This window comes from Sinomonas sp. B1-1 (genome assembly GCF_050474465.1).
Classification (GTDB): domain Bacteria; phylum Actinomycetota; class Actinomycetes; order Actinomycetales; family Micrococcaceae; genus Sinomonas; species Sinomonas flava.
Genome location: NZ_JBCHVF010000002.1, coordinates 492401 through 509805, shown reverse-complemented (window position 1 = coordinate 509805; position 17405 = coordinate 492401). Strand labels below are relative to the sequence as shown.

Here is a 17405-nt window from a genome sequence, read left to right as displayed (position 1 = left end):
GGTTCCTTACTTGCCGATGTAGAGGCCGGACGAGCGGCGCGCGAGGATGTAGAAGACGACGCTCAGGATGGACAGGACGGCCACGTAGACGGGGAAGACCCAGTCGGCGTGGAGGGACTGGAACCAGACGAGCAGGTAGGAGGCGGTGCCGCCGAAGACCGCGACGCCGATCCCGTAGCCCAGGGCCACACCCGTGCCGCGGATCGACTTCGGCATGAGGGAGGCGCTGACCACGTTGTAGATCGTCATGTTCAGGACGAGCACGAGGGACCCGCCGAGGAGCACTGCGGCGAAGCCGGCGATCCCGGGCTGGACGTAGAAGAGCATGAGGAACACCGAGGGGATCGCCGCGAGGCGCGTCACGATGAACCAGCGCGAGAGGGCCCTGCCGTCCGTGAAGCGCCCCACGACCCAGCTGCCGACGACCAGCACGACGGCCAGCGCCGTCGTGAGCGCGAAGACCGCGGTGGGGTCCTCCTTGAAGCTGCTGCGGGCGGCGGTGGGCAGGCCCACGTTCCACGCGTAGTTGTACGCCTGGGCGGCGCCGACCACGAAGATGATCGCGAGGACGGCGAGCCAGTGGCGGCGGATCCCGCCCCAGACGCCGCTCGTCTTGGCGGCGGCGAGCTCCTCGGGGCGCATGGTCTCGGGCAGGGAGCGGCGCAGGTACACGACGACGAAGCCGAAGAGGCTGCCGACGATGAACGGCACGCGCCAGCCCCACTCGCCCATGGCCGCGCCACCGATCATGAGGCTGCTCGCGAAGCTCACGAGGGAGGCCATGAGGATGCCCAGGTTGACGTAGAAGCTCATGAGGCCGGCGACCATGCCCTCGCGGCCGGGAGGCGCGAGCTCGACGGCGTGGGAGGTGGAGAGCGGTGCCTCGATGCCGGTGGAGATGCCCTGTACGCAGCGGCAGACCAGGAGGATGACGCCGGCCCACGCGCCGATCGCCGCGTAGCCCGGGGTGACCGCGATGACGAGCGTGGTGACCGCCATCAGGACGATCGAGAGGAGCATGACGCGCCGTCGTCCGATCCTGTCGGCGACGGTGCCGAGGATCACGCCGCCGAGCGGGCGGAACGCAAAGCCGACGGCGAACACCGCGAGGGTGTTGAGCGTCGCTGAGAGAGGTTCCTGGGACGGGAAGAAGTTCGGCCCGATGTAGGCCGAGAGGAGGCCGAAAACCATCCAGTCGTACCATTCGAGGGCGTTGCCGAGCCCCAGGCCGAGGAGGCCCCGGCGGACCTCGGGGGTGAGCTTGCGGGATGTCGAAGGGTCAGCAGTGACCACATTGTCGATCATGGGGGGTCCTTTGCCGCGCCGCTACCGGGCGCGCGAGGGTATGACGCATCGTCAGACGGGCGATGCGAAAGAGGGGTGGGTGGGGTCAGACCACCGACGACGTGCCTGGCTGTGCCGAGGACGCCTGACGGGCTACCACGCGCGGGGGGCGCTGACCCAGATCGCTACGCATTCCTCTTCGTAGCCGTTGATGTACCAATGGGGGATCTCGGAGTTGAAGGTGATGGAGTCGCCCTCGCTGAGGGTGTGGCGGACTCCGTCGAGGTAGATGTCCGTCCGGCCGGAGACGATGAGGCCGAATTCCTCGCCGCTGTGCCGGAAGGGCGTCGCGCTCGTGTCGTGCCCCGGGGGCGAGACAATCCACTGGACCTCGAGGGCTCCGTTGAGGCTGGGCGTGAGCAGTTCATGGACTGCCTCGCCGACCGACTCGCGGGTGACGCCTTTGAGGTTTCTCCGCTCGGATTTCCTCACCACGGGGGAGACGCCGTCGTCCTGGCCGGTGAAGAACCGGCCGACGGGGATGTCCAGCCCATGCGCGAGCTGCGCGAGGGTTGTGAACGACGGGTTGGCCAGGCCCCGCTCGATCTGGCTCACGATCGCCTGGCTGAGGCCAGTGGCGTCGGCGAGCTGCGCGAGGGTCATGCCGAGCTCCTTGCGGCGGGCGCGGACCTTGTTGCCGGCGGAGGCCAGCAGTGCGGTCGTTGCCGCCGGGGTTCCGGCAATGCTCTCGGTCGTCATCGCTGCCTCTCGCGGGGGTGATCTGATTCACATAACTATAGTGAAGATCTTCACCGGATCAAGGGGTTCTGTTCACTTTCCTGAAATTCTTCACTGGCGGGGCCATACTTGCGCAGGGGACGTGCGGGTCCGGACGGCGGACCGTTTCCCACGGCTACCCTTGCAGCCATGACGCACGCGTCGTCGCCCATCGATCGCATCAGCAGCAACGACCTGACCGTGCTCGCCACCGACCACGGGTCCGTGCCCATGCAGATGGCGGCCATTCTCGAGTTCGACGCCGCCGACGCCCCCACGTTCGCCCAGCTCGAGGCAGTCATGGCCGCGCGGATCCAGCGGGTCCCGCGCCTGCGCCAGCGCCTCGTGCGGACGCCCCCGGGCTGCGGCCGCCCCGTCTGGGCCGACGACGCCGACTTCACCCTCGCGCGCCACCTTACCCAGACCGTCGGCCCGGGCGGCCGGGAGGCCGTGCTGGAGATCGCGGCAGACCTCGCCTGCACGCGGCTTCCCCTGGACCGTCCGCCGTGGACGGCCCGGTGGGTGCGCGGCGCCACGGGTGGGACGTCCGCGCTGGTCTTCGTGGCCCACCACGTCATGGCTGACGGCCTGAACGGCCTCGCCGTCCTGACTGCACTTAGTGATTCCGGCGCGGGCGACGGCGCCCCCGCGCCCGCCCCTGCGCCGTTCCCCCGCCCGATGCCGGGCCGGCGCGACCTCCTCATCGACGTCTGGCGGGAGCGGCTGGCTGCGCTCGCACACCTCCCGGCGCGGCTCGTCGGCGTCGTGCGCGGGCTTCGCGAACTCGGCGTCACTGCCCGCCACGGCACCCACGTAGCGTCGACGTCGTTCAACCGGCCCACAGGCAGCACACGCCGCATCGCGACGGCCGCCGTTCCGCTCAAGCCAGTCCTCGACCTCGCACACGCCCGCGGCTGCACCGTGAACGACCTAGTCCTCGTCGCGGTGTCCGGGGCGATGGCCTCCACGCTGCGCGCCCGGGGCGAGTCACCGGGCCCGTTCGTGGTCTCGGTGCCCATCTCAGCACGGCCCGGCACAGACGTCGCGCGGCTCGGCAACGCCGTCGGCATCGTCCCGATCGAGGTGCCCAGCGACCCGGACCCCGAGGTGCGGCTCGCCCGCGTGGCGGCGGAGACCGCGGCGCGCCGGGGCAGCGCCCGCGGCTCCTCGGCCGCGCCCCTCGGCTTCGCACTCCGGGCGCTGGGCCGGACCAGCCTCTTGCAGCGGTACATCGACCGGCAGCGGCGCGTGAACACGTTCCTGTCCAACATGCGCGGCCCCGCCGAACCGATCAGCATCGCGGGACATCGCGCCGTCTCCGTCGTGCCGTTCGGGCTCACGCCTGGAAACGTGGGCGTCTGCTTCGCCGTCGTTTCCTACGCCGGCCAGCTGGTCGTGACCTTGGTGGCCGACCCCGACGTCGTGCCGGAACTGGACGAGCTCGCGGGGAGGCTCTCGGACGAACTGCGCGCCCTCACGGAATCAGCGCCCCCGTGATCTGACCTTCGCGCCCGACGGCGACGCGACCCGGATCCGCCCGCCTACGCCGCCTGCCCGAGGAAGCGCCGGAAGAGGCTGAGGATCTTCTCCGAGGGATGGTTCAGCGCGCTGTGGCCGGCCCGCGGGATGACCACGCTGGTGCTCCCCGGCAGGGAAGCTGCGAGGCCGGAGGCGATGGTCCGGAAGTACCAGGGGCTGTGCGCCCCGGCCAGGAGCAGGAGGGGAACCCGGATGCCGGCGTACCGGTCGGCGGCGGCGTGGGTGCCGTCCAGCAGCGTGATCTCGTGCGCGAGGGAGGGGACCATCTCCTTCCAGGAGTGCCCCTCTCTGGTCAGGCGGGATGCGGCCCAGACGAGCGCCCGGGCGGCCGGATCGGGCAGCGGCACCCGTGCCAGGACAGGGTCCATCTCCCGCGAGAAGACCATGACGGCGCCGACGTGATCGCCCCTGGCCGCCGCCGCGACGAGATCGGGGAGTGTCTGCGTCGGAAGGCACCCGTCGATGTTGACGGCGGGGTCGTAGACGGCGACGCGGCTCACCGGCAGGCGGAGCGCCGCCTCGAGCGCGATGCCGCCGCCGTAGCTGTGCCCCAGGACGACCCGGCTCCCGGTGGCGTCGAGGACGGCCTTCAGGTCGTTCACCTCGGTGTCCATGGAGTAGTCGGGCGGCTGGGGGCTGGAGCCGCCGCGGCCCCGCCGGTCGTACACGTGCACCGGCATCGTGGCCGAGAGCCTGCTGGCGAATCTGCCGTAGAGCAGAGTGCGGGTGAGGCTGCCTGCGGCGAAGACCGCACCGGGTCCGCTGCCGTAGCTGAAGACGCGCAGCGAGCCGCCGTCTGAGGTTCGGACTAACTGGACTTGGGGGGCGTCCACAGCGTGCTTCTTTCTTGCTGGACTGCGCCCCCAGCCGCAATGTTGTGTGGACATGATAGGCCCGTCCCCTGATGGGGCACAGGGCGCGATGCGATCTCGGGCAAAGAGAGAGCGACGCCGTCACCAGCCGCTGCGGGTGGGCGTGTGCCCCTGGCGGGCGTCGTCGGGCATGGCCATCTCGGCTCGGAGCCCCAGGAGCCGGATGGGCCGGCCGGGCTCGATGGCGGCTGCGAGGCCGAGGGCGTGGGCGAGGATCTCGTCCCGGTCGGAGGTCTCGGCGATCTTCCGCCCGTGGGTCGTGGTGGTGAACGGGGCGTACCGGACCTTGAGGGTCAACCCCACCACGGGTCTGCCCTCGGCCGCGACGTCCTCGAGGACCCGCGCCGTCAGCTCACGCACGGCCGCGTCCACTTGCGCTGGGTCGGTCAGGTCGCGCTGGAAGGTCGTCTCGCGGCTGTGCCCGTGGGCCACCCAGGGGGTGTCATCGACGACGCTGCTGCCCTCCCCGCGGCCGAGCTGCGCGTACCACGGGCCCATTCTGGGGCCGAACTCGGGGACGAGGTCCTCCGGGTCCGCCGCCGCGAGCTCGGCGACGGTGGTGATGCCGAGCTTCCCGAGACGAGCGGAGACCTTGGTACCGACGCCCCACAGGTCCCTCGTGGGCCGGCCGCCCATGACCTCGAGCCAGTTCCCTGAGGTCAGACGGAAGACGCCGGCTGGCTTCCCGAAGCCGGTGGCGACCTTCGCGCGGACGAGGGTGTCGCCGACGCCGACGCTGCAGTGAAGCCGTGTCCGCTTCAGGACGGCTGCCTGAAGTTGGCGGGCGTAGGCCTCCGGGTCCTCGGTCTCGACGCCCACGAACGCCTCGTCCCAGCCGAGGACCTGGACGACGGCGCCGGGCTGGGCGCGGAGCGCGGCCATCACCTCCTCCGACGCCGCGAGGTAGGCCTCGTGGTCGACGGGCAGGATGACCGCGTCGGGCACCTTGCGGGCGGCGATGCGCAGGGGCATCCCGGAGCCGACGCCGAAAGCCCGGGCCTCGTAGGACGCCGTCGAGACTACCGCGCGCTCCGTCGGGTCGCCCCGGCCGCCGACGATGATCGGCCTGCCGGCGAGCTTCGGGCGCCGGAGCACCTCGACGGCAGCGATGAACTGGTCGAGGTCGACGTGCAGCACCCACCGCATTCCGCTCACGGCACCCGTCTGGTCCCAGACTCGCCCGCGGACGTCACTGCTTGTCCGTGAGGGCGAGGACGGCGGCCGCGACCTCCGCGGGCCGTGTGATCTGCCAGTCGCGGAGCGGCGGCCGAGAGGAGGAACCCGCCCCAGCTGTGCCCCACGAGCGTCACGCCGCGGAGGTCGCGCCATTCGACGTACGCGACGAGCGCGTCCACGGCGACGCCGAGCCCGACGCCGGCTGGGTCGTCACCGGGCGTGAGGCCCGGCGACGTCGGGGCATGCACGACGTGCCCCGCTGCATGGAGCCTTGCCCCGACGGGCCGCCACGCCCACCCCCCATGCCACGCGCCGTGCACCAGGACGAAGGTCTCAGCCATCCCCGCAGGGTAGTGCGGGTGCGGGTGCCTTGAGAACGGGTGGCACGGTGCTCTTGGCGGCTACTGTCTGAGCGCCTACTGCAGCAGGTCGCTCAGGGGTCCGCTGGGGATGTGGATCCAGCCCTCGGAACGGGCGAGGTCGGCCTGTTCTTCGTTCGGTCGAAGCGTTGCGCCGATGGCGACGGCTCTCGCACTCAGGGACGCGACGACGGCGTCGAACGCGTCGTCCGAATGGGCCATCGCGTCCTCGTGGCCGTTGGTGCCGAGCCACGGCGCCGCCGCGGAGAGCTGGCTGATGACCTCGGCGCGTGCGGCCGCCTCGGTGGCGTTCGTCCCCTTGTACCGGCGGGCATGGAAGCCCCATAGCCGGAGGGAGGCTGCCGGGTAGACCTCCGCGAGACGGCCGGCGCCGTCCCGCGGTTCCGGGCCGAAGCGCTGGACGATCTTGGCCTGGATGACGGCGCATCGCATCGCGGGATGTGCGAGGCGGTCGGCCGAGACGCTGAGCGGGACGAGCCCCGTCCTGCGTGTGACGAAGCGGTCCGTCTCGCGGTAGGCGAGCAGCCGGCGCCCCTCGAGGCCGTCGTACTCGAGCACCTTCGCGAGATCGCCTCCGAGGTGTCCGCTCACGAAGTCCAGGAACGGCAAGGGCCAGCCCACCGGGCAGTCGATGCCGGTCACGTCGCAGTCTCCGAAGAGGCCCACGATCATCTCGTCGGAGACTCCGAGGCGGAGCTCCTCGATCCAAGCCATTTCCGGTGCCCATTCGATGACCGCAGCCGCCGTCTTCTTCGGATCCGCGGCCAGGTCGATGCCGAGGGTCCTCACCTGGACTCGCTCATGCTCCCGGCACCCCCGACACCTCGAACACCCGTCCCAGCGCCGGCAGATGCATGAGCACCCGCAGCACGGGCCTGCCGGTCGCCGCCTCGACGGCCTCCCGGTAGGCGGCCATCTGCCCGAGGTAGTGGGCACGGATGTGACCCTCAGGGTCGGTGCCCGGGTAGGTCTTGTGGTCCACGAGCACGAATCCGTCCGGTCCCTCGAGCAGCAGGTCGATCCAGCCTTCCATGGTCTGCCCCTCCGGCCGCCACCCGATGGCCGCCTCGCGGTGCCGCGCCCAGCCGGGGAACTCGGCGTCGAGCCAAGCCTCGAAGCGCTCACCCGCGGTGGTGAGGAGCGCGGCGTCGACCGTCGTCCCCACACCCCAACGGGCCACGAGACGCTCCGCGAGGCGGAGCCGTCCCGCATCGTCGAGGGCGCGGAACTCCGTGCCCAGATACGCGTGCACCGCAGAGCCGACGGCGCCCCAGTCGTCCGAGCCGTGCTCCGCGAGCCTCCCGCCGAGAACGGCGACCTCGCGGATCTCTGCGTCGAACCCGGCTGCCAGAGACTCGCTCGCCTTGAGCCGTGCCGGCTTGCGCGCCACGGCCGGAGTCGTGACCGGCGCCTCGACGAACCGGCCCAGCCACTCGCCGTCGGACGCGGGCACGGCAGCCGGCTCGAGCGCCTCGATCCGCGCGGGCACGGAAATGTCCCCGCCGATCGACACGGCACCGTCCTTCCAGGAGACGAACCGCTCGCCGAGCCCCAGGTCGTTGAGCACGCCCGGGGACCCGGTCTTGGAGGTCAGCACGGTCGTCTCCGCAGCCCGCGTCATGCCGACGTACATGAGCCGCGCCTGGCTGCGCTGGTCGCGCTCGAGAAACCGGGCGGCCGCGTCACTGGCCTTCGCGGCCGTGTCCAGGGGCGACCCGCCATAGGGGAACGGGCTCGGCCACAGCCGGATCCACCGGCCCGCGAGCGGGTCTGCCAGATCCAGCGCCCGGGTCGACTCGACGCCCGCCCCGAACGGGCGCAGCTTGGACTCCTTGTCCAGGCTCTCCATCACCACCACCGGCCACTCGAGGCCCTTCGCCTTGTGGTACGTCAGGACGTTCACCACGTCGGGCCCGGCGTTCTCGGCGGAGTCGTGGTCGTCGGAGGCGAAGAAGTCCAGGAACCCGCGCAGCGTCGCCGGCGACCGCAGTGCCCTGCACCGCTCGTAGTACAGCTCGATCGCCCCGCGGAACGCGTCCAGATTGCGGAGCCGCCGCTCCGGGGCCGACCACCCCGCCACCAGCCGCGGCAGCCCGACCACGCCAGTCACCGCCTCGAACACCTCAGTCGGCGTCGCCGCCGCGGCCTGCTCGCGGAGGGCGTCCAGCGCTGCGACGACGGGCGCCTGCCGCCACGACGCGTGCACGGCCCGGGTGCCGACCGGCTCCGGCGCGGCCCCGCCGTCGTGCGCGCCCTCCTGCAGCGCGTCCGGGCTCGTGGGGCGGGGCACGACGGCGGCGAGCAGCTCCCGCTGCCACGTCCCGTGCGAGGGGTGCTCGGGGTGCAGGGCGACGAGCTCGGCCAGGGCGACCGTGTCCCACCCGTCCGCGACGTAGGCCATCGCGGCCCGCGCCAGCTGCACCTCCCGCGCGGCGCCGAGTGCGCGGGGATTGCGGCTCGCGCGCAGGCCCAGCTCGTCGAGGGCCGCGGAGAGCTTCTTGACCTCGTCGTTGGACCGGGCAAGGACGGCGATGTCGCAGGGCCGCAGGTCTGGGCACCGTGCCAGCAGGCCCGCGACCCCGGCGGCGGTCGAGCGGAGCCGGTCCTCCGCCTTGCCCTGGTTCCTGGTCCACGCCTCGACCGACCCCATGCTGCCCGCGTACTCGGCGGCCTTTGACGGCGGGAGCTCGAGGTGCACGGACTCGGTTGTCATCCCGTGCGCCGCGAACACGCGCTCGAACACCGCGTTGGAGAGGTCCACGGGCGCCTGGCGCGAGCGCCACGTCTCGGAGAGCTGCCTGCGGCTCGCGTCCGGCACGGCGGCCATGACGGCTTCCATGAGCTCCGGGTCGGTGCCGCGGAACTCGTAGATCGCCTGCTTGGGATCGCCCACCCACACCGCCTGCTCCACCAGCGAGCTGAGCTCGAGGAACAGGGCGAGCTGGAGCGGGCTCGTGTCCTGGAACTCGTCGACGACGAGCACCCGGATCCGCCCGGCGAACGATGCCCGGAACGCGGCGTTGTGCCGGGCGAGCTCGAGGACCTTGGCCTCCTGGTCCACGAAGTCCATGAGCGCGTTGTCCCGCTTGAACTCCTCGTAGGCGTCGAGGCAGTCGGCGGCGCACGTGAGCACGCCGCGGATGTACCCCTCGATGTCGCGGTGGAACGCGGGGTTGGAGAGCAGCTCGGCGTGGATGCGCTCGCGCAGGTCCCAGAAGACCTTCTTCAGCGGCGCCGCGGGGCTCGAGCCGACGAACCCGCGCCACACCTCCCACGGTGTCGTCTCGACGGCCTGCGCCTTGGCGATCTTGGCGAGCGCCTTCGGGTACTGCTCCTCGAACGCCTTCGTCGAGAGCTTGGCCTTCGTCCCGTCGCTGTGCTCGCCGCGCTCGACGGTCTGCTCCATCTCCGCCCGCAGGGCGTGCAGCTCGCGCAGCCAGTCCGCACGGTTGTCTGCGGACGGGGGGTCGAGGAGAGCCTCCCGGAACTCGGTCCACGACCGCTCCGCGCAGGCCCGCACCGCGTCGGCGTCGAGCAGGTTGGTCCGCGCATACGTCACGACCCGCTGCACGGTCGTGCCCCACGGCTCGGTGCTGTACTCCGCCTCCTGATCGGGGTGCGTGCCCAGGCGCCACGCGACGGGCGAGAGCGTCTCGGCATGGTCGGCCAGCACCTCGTCGGTCGCGAGCCTGAACATCGCGTCCAGCTGGTCCTCGCCGATCACCTCCAGCGCGGGGGAGAGGCCGGCGTCGATCGCATATTCCGACAGGAGCTGGCCGCACACGCTGTTGACGGTGCCCACGAGGCTCGCGCCGAGCTCCTGCGACGCCGTACCCAGTGCGGAGTCGCCCGCGTCGAGGAGCCGGGCGGCGATGCGCTCGCGCAGCTCGCCGGCGGCCTTCTTCGTGAAGGTCGTGGCCATGATCTGATCGGGACGGACCCCGGCGCGGATGTGCTCCACGATCTTCTCGGTGAGGGTGTACGTCTTGCCCGTCCCGGCGCTTGCCGAGATCATCGAGACGTTGCCCAGGATGTCCCGGTTCAGGACGTCCCGGTCCACGACGCCGTGGTCCCCGAGGCCTAGTGCCCTGCTCTCCGTGCCGACCGCGCTCATGAGTAGTCCCCCTTCAGCCCGCACAGGGCTCCGAACCGGCAGAACCGGCACCCCGGCTCGACATAGAGCCGGCCTTCCGCGGTCTCCCTCTCCTCGACAGTCGTGGGGCCGGCGGGGACGGGAGCGGACCCGCCCTCCGCGCCCGTCGCAGCGGAGCTCTGCGAAGCCTGTGCCGCTGCGGCGGCGAACGCGTCGGCAAACGGCTTCGTTGCCGTGACATGCCCGGCAAGGACATCCGCGACCACGTGCTCCGCCGCATGGACCGCCCGCCTCCACAGCTCCTCGGGCGCCCACACCCGCGGCACCGACGGGCCGAAGTGCGCGTGCGCCGAGGCGAAGTCGTGCTGCTTGAGCAGGTAGTACGCGGTGGGGTGGTCCGGAGGGGCGTCGCCGCCGTTGAGCGCCCACTGGTACAGGGCCAGCTGGAGCGCCGTGCCCTTCTGGACCTTCTCGCGCAGGTACCGGCCGGTGGAGGACCACTTGAGGTCCACGACGACGGTTCGCCCCTCTTCGTCGACCCCCACCGCGTCCGCGCTGCCCACGACCGGGATGCTCAGCACGCCGTCGTCGGTGACGAGCCGCAGGTCCTTCTCGAACTCCTTCTCGACCGCCTGCAGCGCGACGCCGCCGCGCTGGAGCGTGGCGAAGAAGGTGCGCGCGGCCTCGGCGACCGCGGCCACCACCGTGAGCCGGCGGGCCTTCTGCCCGGGCAGCAGCAGCTCGGAGGCGAACTCGGGCAGGAGTTCCTCGATCGCCGCGTCGACCTCGCCGCCGGTCGGCACCGCCCGGTTCTCGGCGCGCAGCACCTCGTGCAGGCGCTCGATGACGCGGTGCGCGAAGGTCCCGATCATGCGCGACCCTTCGGGGATGTCGGCGGCGTCGGGGACCGTCAGCCGTCCCTTGCGCTCGAGCGCCCAGCGCAGCGAGCAGCCCAGGAGCACCTCGAGCTGGGAGAACGAGAGCCGCTCCGGAGCGAGTGCGGCGTTCGGCCCGACCTCCAGTTCGGCCCGCGGCACCACCGGGCGCCGTGCCGCCGCGCGCGTGAGCCGGGCCTCGCGCCCGGCGAGACGCCACACGCCGTCGTGCGCCCCCGCGCCCGGCACCATGAGGTCCGACGGCGCCCTGGTCACCGACGCGATCCGCTCCGCCGTGCCGCTGCCCGCCTCCGCCGCGCCGGACCCGGCTCCGGTGCTCGCGGGCTGCCCCGCGACGAGCGCCTCGAGGAGAGGGTTCGCCTCGACGCGCTCGCCGTTGCGCTGGGCGATCTGGACCACGACGAGCCTCCGGCACCGGCCCGCCGCGGCGAGCGTCTCCCGCACGGCGAGGGCGGTGAGCTCCTGCGGCGTGGGAAGCTCGACGCCCACCTGGGCGAGGGCCGCGGCGTCGTGCGCGTCCCAGCGGCGGACGGCGGGCGTGGACGCGGACTGGAACCCCCACCACAGGGCGTCGTCCACGTCCTCGCCCAGCTCCGCGAGGTGGTTCAGACGCAGCCAGGGCGCGGCCTCGGCACCCACGAGCGGTTCGGCGCCTTCGGTCACGACCGAGGCGATGATCCGGCGCAGGTCCCGCCGGGATACCTGGGGCAGCGGCGCGAGGAGCGCGAGGACGCGGCCGAGCTGCGCCGCGGTCGCCTGCAGGCGGGGCACGACGGCGGCGCGGGCGGTGAGCGCGGACGTCAGCCATGCCGTGGCCTCGACGAGCTGCGCGCCCGACGCGCGGTCGGCCTCGGACAGGAGGCGGGTGCGGAACGTCCGGTCGAGGGCAGCCGCGAGGTCGGGTCCGAGCGATTCGTCGGCGGCGATCGCCGCGATGGCGCCGGACCATGCCGCACCGTGGACGCCGGGTTCCTCCGCGAGGGCCCTGAGCAGGTGCTTCGCCGCGCCGCGGCGGACCGGCGAGTCCGGGAGCGTGAGGAACTCGGCCAACAGGTGCACGTTGGCTGGCTCCCACACGAGCTCGAAGAACAGCGGAATGAGCTGGTCCTGGGCGCGCCACGCCGAGCGCTCGCCCACCCCCAGACGCGGCCGGCCGTGAAGCGTGAGGTACTGGTCGAGGACAGCGGTGGGGTCGGAGCACACGACGGCGGTGCGCTCGTTCGTTCCGGCGGCGAGCCAGCGCGCGGCGTGCTCGGCGGCCTCCCACTCCGTCTCGGCATGGAGCACCGTCAGCTCCGGGACGCGCTGTGGCGTCGCGGCCACACTCACGCGGACGCCACGGTGACGGAGCGCACCGATGATCCGACGCCACACCGCTGGGAACGTGTCTTCCGGGTGCGCGAGGACGAGCTCGTCGATGCCCAGCGGCAGGGGGGTGGACTTTAGTTCGGCGATCAGCTCGACGATGTCGTCCGCGAGCGACGGCGCGAGCTCGCCTCCGGGGACGCCCTGGCCGGCGCTCTCCGCGGCGGCGAGGGTGCGCAGCAGCGGCGAGGGGCCGCCGTCGTGCGTTCCCCGCTCGGGCTCCGGAAGGGTGCCGTCCCAGCCGTTGGCGACGGCATCGTCCCGGGCGCTGAGAAGCTCGTAGGCCGTGGACCACGGGTCGGCGGCGAGGGAGCGGTGGAACCACGCGTCAGACGAGTCGAGGCGCTCGAGCCGGCGCAGGTACTGGCTCACTCGCTCCGCGTTCTGGGTGTCGGGGCGCGTGAGGCCGAGGCGCGTCTGCAGGAGGGAGACGAAGCCCTTGCGGCCCACCCGGACACGGTTCAGTCCCGGGCGCGTGTACGCCCACGGCGCGCGGTCCAGGAACCACCCGAACTCGACGATCATTGTGTGCCCCCTCTGCCAGCCCCGGCTGTTCTATCACGGTACCGAGGGGCTCCGACATTCGAGCCCCGTCGCCGGGTGCGAGGTCGGATCAGGGGCGGGCTCTCATGCCGGCAGAAATCGCACGGGCGGACTCGTCGAGTGCGAGGTGCCCGCCCGCGACGCCTACAACGAGGTCGAAGCCCTCATCGGCGCCGATAGCGAGGATGTAGCCGTTCATCCAGAGGAACAAGGACGTGAGCGTCCACGCCGTACGCTTGTTTCCATCAACGAGCGCGTGGTTCCGGGCCAGGGACTCCAGTAGGGCTGCCGCCTTCTCGGGGAGTGACGGATATGCGTCTGCGCCGCCGACGGTGGTGATCGGCCGAGCGAGTGCCGAGGCGAGGAGGCCAGCATCCTTGACATGGAAGCCCATGCGTTGAGCAACGAACAAGGCGTCGTCCAGATCAAGGAACACCGTCATGCGTCAGCTAGCCGCTCGAGAAGCTCTCTGTCGCGCGTGAGGACGAAGTTCAGACCTTCTTCCAGCTGCTTCCGGCGCTCGTGACGTTCGATGACGAGCTTCGCTCCTTGGAGCAGGAGGGCGTTCTTCGACATGTGCTCGGCAGCGGCGACCGCCTCGAGCTGTCGGTCGAGTTCCTCAGGGATTCGAACGTTGATGGCCATGCTCCATGGTACCGCTTTGGTACTACGCAGCCGCAGCGTCCTGCAAGGATTCCCTGAGCTTTCGCGGACACCCCTTCCCGCCGGTCGCCGCGTCCCCCTAGCTTCTTCTGTGGAGCTGGCCGCCGGCCAGCTTCAGAAACCACCACCAGAGGGGGCGTTTCCTATCAGGAAGCTACTGTCTGCCGCCGTCGCCGGACTGCTCGTCGCAGCGGCCGCCGTCACCGGAACCACTGCCGCCAGCGCGACGCCGCCCGTCGGGAAGGCGGATGAGCACTCGATCAAGGTCTGCTCGGACCCGCGGCCTGGCGAGGCCGCCTGCGCTGCGCGGCAGGCCACCGACCCCGCCGGCCGGGTCATCACCAACGCCACCACCCCGCCCGGGACAGCTCTCACCCCCTCGCAGCTGCGCTCCGCGTACAGCCTGGACGGCACCGCCTCCGGGGGCCGCACGGTGGCGATCGTGGACGCATACGGCTACCCGAACCTCGAGCGCGACCTCGCCACGTACCGCCAGCAGTACGGCCTCCCCGCCTGCACGACGGCGAACGGCTGCCTGACGATCCTCGACCAGAACGGCGGCACCCGCCTGCCCAGGTTCGACCTCGGATGGGCGCAGGAGCAGGCCCTCGATGTCGACGCCGTCTCCGCAGCCTGCCCGGACTGCAGGATCACCGTGGTACAGGCCGCGTCGGCGTCGTTCACCAACCTCGGGACCGCCGTCCAGACCGCCGCCAGGCAGCCCGGCGTGGTCGGCGTCTCCAACAGCTACGGCGGCTCCGACGCCTCGGACGCGACCTACGGGAAGTACTACAGGTTCCCCGGGATCGCCGTGACCGCGAGCGCCGGCGACTCCGGCTACCAGGGTGCCTCCTACCCGGCATCGTCCTCCTACGTCACGGCCGTGGGCGGGACGAGCCTCAACCCGGCCCCCGGCACCGCGCGCGGCTGGGCCGAAACCACCTGGTCCGGCACGGGCTCGGGCTGCTCCGCCTACAACGCCCCGCTCGCCGCGGCGGGGGGCTACGGGACGGGCTGCGCGAACCGGGCGATGAACGACGTCGCCGCCGTCTCCGACCCCTCCAACGGCGGCCTCGGCGTCTTCTACCCGACATCGTCCAAGAGCTCCACGTGGGGCCAGTTCGGCGGGACGAGCCTGGCCTCGCCGATCATCGCGTCCGTGTACGCGCTCGCGGGCCACACCGGCGCAGGCCTCACCGGCTACGCCAACGCGATCCCGTACGCCAACGCGGGCTCCCTGTTCGACGTCACGTCCGGCTCCAACGGCTCCTGCCCCACCGCCCAGTGGTGCACGGCGCGCAGCGGGTGGGACGGCGTGACCGGGCTCGGCACCCCGAACGGCGTGGGGGCCTTCTGACCGACGGGACACCGCCGCGCCCACGGGGCGACGGTTCCCTGATGCGCGGTGACGGGTCAAACCCGGTTTGACCCGTCACCGCGCGGGGGCAGGCATGCCCCTGCCATCGTCCGCGCCATCCCCTCGGCCCACGGGAGGGCGCCGCAGGATTCGCCAAAGATCGGCTCAGGACCGGAGGTCCCGCGCCGCCCACGGCACCGAAGCAGCGCTCCTCCTCGAGACGATCCCGGTCAACGCGAGTAGCCGCGGGCGAGCCTACGCTGGTCCTACCGCAGCCAGACCGGGAGGCAGCCATGGGACGCAGGCCGAGCATCGACCGCATCAGCAGCAACGACCTCACGCTCCTCGCGACGGACCGCGGTCAGGTCCCGATGCACATGGCCGCGGTCCTGACGTTCGACGCCGGGGTGGCGCCGTCGCTCGCCGAGCTCACCGCAGCGCTGGGGGAGAGGATCGCGCGCGTTCCGCGCCTGCGCCGCCGCCTCGTTCCGTCGCCGCCCGGGTTCGGGCGCCCGGTCTGGGTGGACGACGCCGCGTTCAGCCTTCCGCGACACCTCTCGGAGGGTGCCGTCCCCGGCGGCCGCGAGGACCTCCTGCGCGAGGCTTCCAGGCTCGCGTGCGAGCGGCTCCCGAAGGACCGGCCCCTCTGGAGGGCCCGACTGGTCCGCGCCGAGAACGATGGCGCGGGGGCGCTGGTCTTCATCGCACACCACGTGATGGCCGATGGCCTCGGCGGCCTCGCCGTGCTCTCCGCACTCGGCGACGACCGCCCGGAACCCGGCGCGGCGCCAGTGCTGCCGGCGCCAGAGCTGCCGGCCCCCGTGCCGAAGCCCCCCGTGCCGACGCCGCCCGTCACGCCGTTCCCGCAGCCCGGCCCCACACCGCGCGAGCTGCTCGCCGACGCATGGCGGGAGCGCCTGAGCGCGCTCGCCGACGCGCCCCGCGCCCTCGCCTCGGCGGCGCGGGGGCTGCGCGAGCTCGGCCTCACCCGCCGCCACCGCACCCATGGGTCCGCCACCACCTCGTTCAACCGGCCCACCGGGAGCACCCGGAGCGTCAGGACCGTGGCGCTGCCCCTCAAGGACGTGCTCGGTGCCGCCCACGCGCGCGGCTGCACGCTCAACGACCTGGTCCTCGTCGCCGTCTGCGGGGCCCTGGCCTCCACGCTCCGCTCCCGCGGCGAGGCCCACCGGTCCTTTGTGGTGTCGGTGCCCATCACCCCGCGCGGCCCCAGAGAGGCCACAGCGCTGGGGAACATCAACGGGATCGTCCCCACGGAGGTGCCCGCCGATCCGGACCCCGCCGTGCGCCTCGCGCGGGTCCTGGAGCAGGCCGGGGCCCGGAGCGGGCCGTCGCGCGGAGCCTCGGTCGGGCCCCTTGGCGTCGCCTTCCGGGCGCTCGCCCGCGCTGGCGTGTTCCAGCACTTCATCGACCGGCAGCGGCTCGTGACCACGTTCCTGACCAATGTGCGCGGCCCGGCCGAGCCGATCCGCCTGGCTGGCCACCGCATCGCCTCGATCGTCCCGATCACGATGACGCCCGGGAACGTGGGCGTGTGCTTCGCCGTCCTCTCCTACGCCGGCGAGCTCGACACCCTCGCGAAAACCTGACGGTGTGTGTTCCGGCGGCCGGGCGGACCGTACGGTGTATCCATGACCCAGGTCACTTCCCCCGACGGAACCACCATCGCCTACGACCGCCTCGGTGCGGGCACCCCGCTCATCCTCGTCTCCGGGGCCTCGGTGCACCGCCGCGCGGACGCCCACATCGCCGAGGCGCTCGCCGAGGCCTTCACCGTCTACAACTACGACCGGCGCGGGCGCGGCGACAGCACCGACACCCAGCCGTTCGCCGTCGACCGCGAGATCGAGGACATCGGCGCGCTGCTCGACGCCGCCTCGCACGAGCGCGGGGGAGCGGCCCTCGTCGGGCTGTCCTCCGGCGCGGTGCTCGCCGCCCGCGCCGCCGCCGCGCTCCCCGTCAGCGCGCTGGTGATGTGGGAACCGCCGTTCATGACGGACGACGCCGGCCGCGCCCGCGCCGAGGACTACACCCGGGACCTGAACGCCAGGCTCGACGCCGGCGACCGCGACGGCGCGCTCGAGACCTTCATGCGCTACGTCGGCGTGCCCGACGAGGCCATCGCCGGGGCGCGCCAGTCCCCGTACTGGCCGGCCGGCACGGCGCTCGCCGCGACCCTCGCCTACGACGACGCCGCGATGGGCGAGGGCTCCGTGGTCCCCGCAGACGTGTTCGGCCGGATCACCGCCCCGACCCTCGTCCTCGCGGGCGGCGCGAGCCCCGAGTTCCTGCACGCCGGCGCCCGTGCCGCCGCGGAAGCCATCCCCGACGCCCGGCTCGAGGTCCTCGAGGGCCAGACCCATGACGTCGACGCGCAGGTCTTCGCCAAGGCGCTCCGGGGCTTCTTCGAGGTCTAGCAGCGAGGCCTGGCAGTGCGAG

The 17405-nt window shown here is 72.3% G+C and carries 14 protein-coding genes; 4 read left to right on the top strand and 10 right to left on the bottom strand.

From position 1 onward, the window contains the following. Positions 1 to 6 precede the first annotated feature (6 nt). Together ACQ5BE_RS06935 and ACQ5BE_RS06930 are read right to left on the bottom strand one after the other, a co-directional pair. Positions 7 to 1305, bottom strand: a complete 1299-nt coding sequence (locus ACQ5BE_RS06935) for an MFS transporter (protein ID WP_430296248.1) — start codon at positions 1303 to 1305, stop codon at positions 7 to 9. A 132-nt stretch (positions 1306 to 1437) separates the two neighbouring features. Next, entirely contained in the window at positions 1438 to 2043 is a 606-nt protein-coding gene (locus ACQ5BE_RS06930) for a helix-turn-helix domain-containing protein (RefSeq protein ID WP_413250246.1), read from the bottom strand. A gap of 168 nt (positions 2044 to 2211) precedes the next feature. On the opposite strand from ACQ5BE_RS06930, the gene ACQ5BE_RS06925 reads away from it, so the two are divergent. Then, the gene (locus ACQ5BE_RS06925) at positions 2212 to 3558 is read left to right on the top strand and encodes a wax ester/triacylglycerol synthase domain-containing protein (protein ID WP_430296247.1); all 1347 of its coding nucleotides are present in this window, start codon (positions 2212 to 2214) and stop codon (positions 3556 to 3558) included. A 44-nt stretch (positions 3559 to 3602) separates the two neighbouring features. Here ACQ5BE_RS06925 and ACQ5BE_RS06920 read toward each other — a convergent pair whose 3' ends face one another. The 8 genes from ACQ5BE_RS06920 to ACQ5BE_RS06885 form a co-directional block, all read right to left on the bottom strand. After that, positions 3603 to 4433 (bottom strand): alpha/beta fold hydrolase, encoded by an 831-nt coding sequence (locus tag ACQ5BE_RS06920; RefSeq protein ID WP_430296246.1) that lies wholly within the window; start codon positions 4431 to 4433, stop codon positions 3603 to 3605. 120 nt (positions 4434 to 4553) lie between these two features. Beyond that, complete coding sequence (locus ACQ5BE_RS06915; protein WP_430296301.1) at positions 4554 to 5618, bottom strand: DNA polymerase IV; 1065 nt, start codon at positions 5616 to 5618, stop codon at positions 4554 to 4556. Between the two features lie 5 nt (positions 5619 to 5623). Continuing rightward, the gene (locus ACQ5BE_RS06910) at positions 5624 to 5989 is read right to left on the bottom strand and encodes an alpha/beta fold hydrolase (protein ID WP_430296245.1); all 366 of its coding nucleotides are present in this window, start codon (positions 5987 to 5989) and stop codon (positions 5624 to 5626) included. Between the two features lie 75 nt (positions 5990 to 6064). Continuing rightward, the gene (locus ACQ5BE_RS06905) at positions 6065 to 6817 is read right to left on the bottom strand and encodes a DUF429 domain-containing protein (RefSeq protein ID WP_430296243.1); all 753 of its coding nucleotides are present in this window, start codon (positions 6815 to 6817) and stop codon (positions 6065 to 6067) included. A gap of 10 nt (positions 6818 to 6827) precedes the next feature. After that, complete coding sequence (locus ACQ5BE_RS06900; RefSeq protein ID WP_430296242.1) at positions 6828 to 10142, bottom strand: UvrD-helicase domain-containing protein; 3315 nt, start codon at positions 10140 to 10142, stop codon at positions 6828 to 6830. Continuing rightward, complete coding sequence (locus ACQ5BE_RS06895; RefSeq protein ID WP_430296241.1) at positions 10139 to 12907, bottom strand: RecB family exonuclease; 2769 nt, start codon at positions 12905 to 12907, stop codon at positions 10139 to 10141. The genes ACQ5BE_RS06900 and ACQ5BE_RS06895 overlap by 4 nt, the downstream gene beginning before the upstream one ends. An 88-nt stretch (positions 12908 to 12995) precedes the next feature. Beyond that, positions 12996 to 13367, bottom strand: a complete 372-nt coding sequence (locus tag ACQ5BE_RS06890) for a type II toxin-antitoxin system death-on-curing family toxin (RefSeq protein WP_430296240.1) — start codon at positions 13365 to 13367, stop codon at positions 12996 to 12998. Then, positions 13364 to 13570: a toxin-antitoxin system HicB family antitoxin gene (locus tag ACQ5BE_RS06885; protein ID WP_430296239.1), complete on the bottom strand. Its 207-nt coding sequence runs from the start codon at positions 13568 to 13570 to the stop codon at positions 13364 to 13366. The genes ACQ5BE_RS06890 and ACQ5BE_RS06885 overlap by 4 nt, the downstream gene beginning before the upstream one ends. Positions 13571 to 13679: 109 nt before the next feature. On the opposite strand from ACQ5BE_RS06885, the gene ACQ5BE_RS06880 reads away from it, so the two are divergent. From ACQ5BE_RS06880 to ACQ5BE_RS06870, 3 genes are all read left to right on the top strand, one after another. Then, on the top strand, positions 13680 to 14945 hold the full coding sequence (locus ACQ5BE_RS06880; protein WP_430296238.1) for a S53 family peptidase: 1266 nt from the start codon (positions 13680 to 13682) through the stop codon (positions 14943 to 14945). 293 nt (positions 14946 to 15238) lie between these two features. Further along, a complete protein-coding gene (locus ACQ5BE_RS06875) occupies positions 15239 to 16555 on the top strand; it encodes a wax ester/triacylglycerol synthase domain-containing protein (RefSeq protein ID WP_430296237.1) in 1317 nt (438 codons plus the stop codon). A gap of 42 nt (positions 16556 to 16597) precedes the next feature. Further along, positions 16598 to 17383: an alpha/beta fold hydrolase gene (locus ACQ5BE_RS06870; RefSeq protein ID WP_430296236.1), complete on the top strand. Its 786-nt coding sequence runs from the start codon at positions 16598 to 16600 to the stop codon at positions 17381 to 17383. Positions 17384 to 17405: the final 22 nt, after the last annotated feature.